Origin of the sequence: Intrasporangium sp. (assembly GCF_036566125.1) — a bacterium.
Lineage (GTDB): Bacteria > Actinomycetota > Actinomycetes > Actinomycetales > Dermatophilaceae > Intrasporangium.
The window spans coordinates 1-3,292 of record NZ_DATCWX010000147.1 but is presented as its reverse complement, the minus strand read 5'-3'; the positions used below and the strand labels follow the sequence as shown (position 1 = coordinate 3,292).

Annotated in this window: 4 protein-coding genes; 2 read left to right on the top strand and 2 right to left on the bottom strand. The window is 70.6% G+C overall.

Annotated features, from left to right (window positions below; translation table 11 throughout):
• Positions 1-162 precede the first annotated feature (162 nt).
• Together VIR15_RS08770 and VIR15_RS08765 are read left to right on the top strand one after the other, a co-directional pair.
• Positions 163-747, top strand: a complete 585-nt coding sequence (locus VIR15_RS08770) for an RNA polymerase sigma factor (RefSeq protein ID WP_331927094.1) — start codon at positions 163-165, stop codon at positions 745-747.
• Positions 744-1,733, top strand: a complete 990-nt coding sequence (locus tag VIR15_RS08765; RefSeq protein ID WP_331927093.1) for a hypothetical protein — start codon at positions 744-746, stop codon at positions 1,731-1,733. Before VIR15_RS08770 ends, VIR15_RS08765 begins: the two co-directional genes overlap by 4 nt.
• Positions 1,734-1,744: 11 nt before the next feature.
• On the opposite strand, the gene VIR15_RS08760 is transcribed toward VIR15_RS08765, so the two are convergent.
• Positions 1,745-2,359, bottom strand: a complete 615-nt coding sequence (locus tag VIR15_RS08760) for a peptidase inhibitor family I36 protein (protein WP_331927092.1) — start codon at positions 2,357-2,359, stop codon at positions 1,745-1,747.
• A 32-nt stretch (positions 2,360-2,391) separates the two neighbouring features.
• Positions 2,392-3,292: CNNM domain-containing protein (locus VIR15_RS08755; RefSeq protein WP_331927091.1), on the bottom strand; the 901-nt coding region annotated here is incomplete at its 5' end.

Here is a 3,292-nt window from a genome sequence, read left to right as displayed (position 1 = left end):
GCCCCTGCTGCAGCAGGGGCAGCCAGTCGGTGAGCGGGTGTGTTGCCGGTTGGGGAGGGCGGGAGGGCGCAGAGCGCGCGCGAGAGTGGGAGCGGGCTCAGCGGCATACGGAATGATGTTCCCCGGGGTGTAAAGAATCCGGGCGAACGGACATCTATGGGCATGGCGACCGGTGGTGACGCGTCGGACCAGCAACGGTTCGCGCTGATCTACCAGCGGCACTACGCCCTGATCCATGCGTACGTGGCGCGTCGCCTATGGCATCGAGGTCTGGCAGACGACGTGACGGCGGAGGTCTTCACGGTTGCCTGGCGGCGCCTCGATGACATACCGAGCCCCATCGGGGGATGGCTCTTCGGGGTGGCCCGGCTCGTCGTCATGGCGACGAACCGGGCCACCGTCCCCGACCCGCTCGAACTCGTCGACGAGGCCGTGGCCGCTCGGGAGGCAGACCCTTCCGCGCGGGCGGTCGACCGGGCCGAGCTGGAGCGGGTGTCGGCGGCGCTGGCAACGCTCAGCGACTCCGACCGGGAGATCCTTCTCCTCATGGCGTGGGAGGCCTTGCCTCTCGCGCAGCTCGCCGAAGCGCTCGAGTGCAGTGTGGCCGCCGCAGGGGTTCGGCTCCATCGCGCGAGGCAACGGCTTCGGCGGGCTGTGGACCGCTCCGGGGAGTCCTCGAGGCAAGGGTCGACACAGCGTCTGGGCACGTCACTCGGGGCCCGTCGGCAAGGGGGAGGACGGCCATGATCGAGCAGGCACTTCGAGATCTCAACCCCGTCCCGGATCCGCGGGCGGATCACGATGCCAAGCGCGCCGCCGCCGACCTCGAGCGGATCATCGCCCTGCCCAGAGAGCAGGGGCGGGCGCGCGCGAAGCCGCGGCACGCCCACGGTCGGCGTCTCGCGGTGATCGGTATCGCGAGCTGCATCGCGCTCGCCCTCGTCCTCGGCCTGCCCTTCCTGCCCTGGCGCTCTGCGCCGCCAGCCCTGGCCGCCACTCCACCGCTGCTGACCGGACAGCTGGCTCCCGGGACGACCGGTCCGGCCGTCGGGAACGAACTTGACCAGCTGGCCTCCATCGCAGCCGGGTCTGGCGTGCCGGGCCGCGCAGGCAGCCGCTATGCCACGTGGGACCTGACGACGCGGGTCCATGGAGCCGAGCCGGTGCGGTCCGCCGTCGTGCCGCTCGAGGTGACTTTGGAGGTGCAGGCCGACGGGTCCTGGCACCGGCGGGCGACCTATGGACAGCCGGTGGCCGGAGACCTCACCGCCACGGACCTGCCCGCTGTTGGGGAGGTCGAGTCGGACGAGGTGTACCCGGCGGACCAGGTGCCGCGAATGTTCCCCGAGCGGCTTGCGACCGACACGGCCGGACTGCGCGAGCAGCTCGAGACGGCGCACCCCGTCGACGCCCTCGGCACCGCGGAACTGTTCGTGGCGGTCACCGATCTCGCCAAGGAACAGACCCCCGCCCCGAAGACCCGGGCCGCGCTGCTCGGCCTGCTGGCCGAGCCGCCGGACGTGCGTGGGCTCGGTGCCATGACCGATCGCGACGGCCGAGTGGGGCAGGCCTTCGCCGTCGACTCGGACCTGAGCGGCCTGCCGACCCGGTACGTCCTCATCGTCGACCCGGGGAGCGGCCGATTGCTCGCCTCCGAGCAGGTCCTCACCTCACGGGCCGGTCGCCTGGCGGTCGACGTGCCGGCGGTGATCGCCTACGTCGTCTTCCGCTGAGCCGGGTGGTCTCAGCAGTTGGTCCGCGTCCAGTACGACATGCGATCGTTGTCCGCCGAGCCGACCCAGTTGTCATAGGACAAGCCGTAGCCCTCGACCCACAGCGCCTCACCGCCCCGGTAGTCCCAGGCGACGATGCGGCTGTTCGGGTTGGTGTTGACCCACGACGACGTCGAGTTGTTGAAGCCCCAGTCCGCCGCATAGTCCGCGCACGTGTTGAGGAACTGGAGGCGCCGGCCGCCGTAGTTGGAGTCGGTGTAGAAGCAGTACCAGCGGTCCAGGGTCCCCGACGGGCACCCGGCGTAGGACGCCGCGGCCAGCCCCACGTCCTCGGCGACCTTCGCGGCCAAGGCGGTGCTCCGGACGTTGGCCCCGAGCCCCTCGGGTGCGCGTAGCTCGCCCCGGTCGGGGAAGACGACGACGACCTCCCCGTCCCGGTACGCGACGGCGTTGTCACTCACCTGAGCGCCACCGGGATGCGCATGCAGATAGGCGTCGATCTCCTTTTGCGGGCCGGCGCTCGATGCGGCCTCGAGCTGCGGCGCGGCCGCTGTTGCGGTGCCGCCCAACAGCACGAGGGCGGCGACGATTGACGTGATGCTGGCGATGCGACTGCGAGTGGACATCGGCGTCTCCCCTGTCGATGGTTGGGGCCAGACTACGCAGTCGCCACGACATCCGCCTCGGGAAAAAGCCGTCGCAGCAGGTCAGCGAGGGTCACGACGCCGGACACCTGCCCGTCCTCGACGACGACGGCGAGGTGGTTGCGGGTCTGTCTCATGTCCTTGAGTGCGGTGTAGACCCGCGTGTCGGCATCGAGGTGCAGGACGGGGCGCATGAGCGAGGTCGTCGGCGTGTCCGGCCCCACCACCAGAGTGTCTCGCACGTGCACGACTCCCTGAGCGATGCCGCCATCGCCAACGAGGATCCGCAGGTGGCCCGAGTCCAGCGAGGCCTGCTGGACGTCACGGGCCGTGGATGAGCCCCCGACAGCGGTCGGCCGGGAGTCGGGCCCGAGCAGCTCACCGACCGTCAGGGTCTCGAGCTCGAGTGCGCTCGTCAGCTGGGTGGAGTAGCGGGCGTCGAGCGCGCCCACGTTGGCGGAGTGCTCCACGAGGTGCAGCAACGCTGCGGGGCTCTGGCCAGTGGCGACCTGGTCCGAGGGCTCGATGCCGATGCGGCGGAGCACACCGTTCGCCATCGAGTTGAGGGACCGGAGCACCGGACGGGTCAGCCACATGAATCCGCGCATCGGCAGGGCGAGCAGGGTGGCGGAGCGTTCCGGGTGGGCGATCGCCCAGGACTTGGGCGCCATCTCGCCGACGACGAGATGGAGGAAGGTGACGATCACCAGGGCGAGCACGAATCCGGCGACGTCAGCGGACCACTGCGGCCATCCCCAGGACAGGAACAGCGGGGTGAGCCACTGGTGCACTGCCGGTTTGGTGAGGGCGCCGAGCGCCAGGGTGCAGATCGTGATGCCGAGCTGGGATCCGGCGAGGAGGAGGGTCAGCTCGTTGGCGCTGCGCAGGGCGGCTCGGGCGGCTCGGCTGGAGACT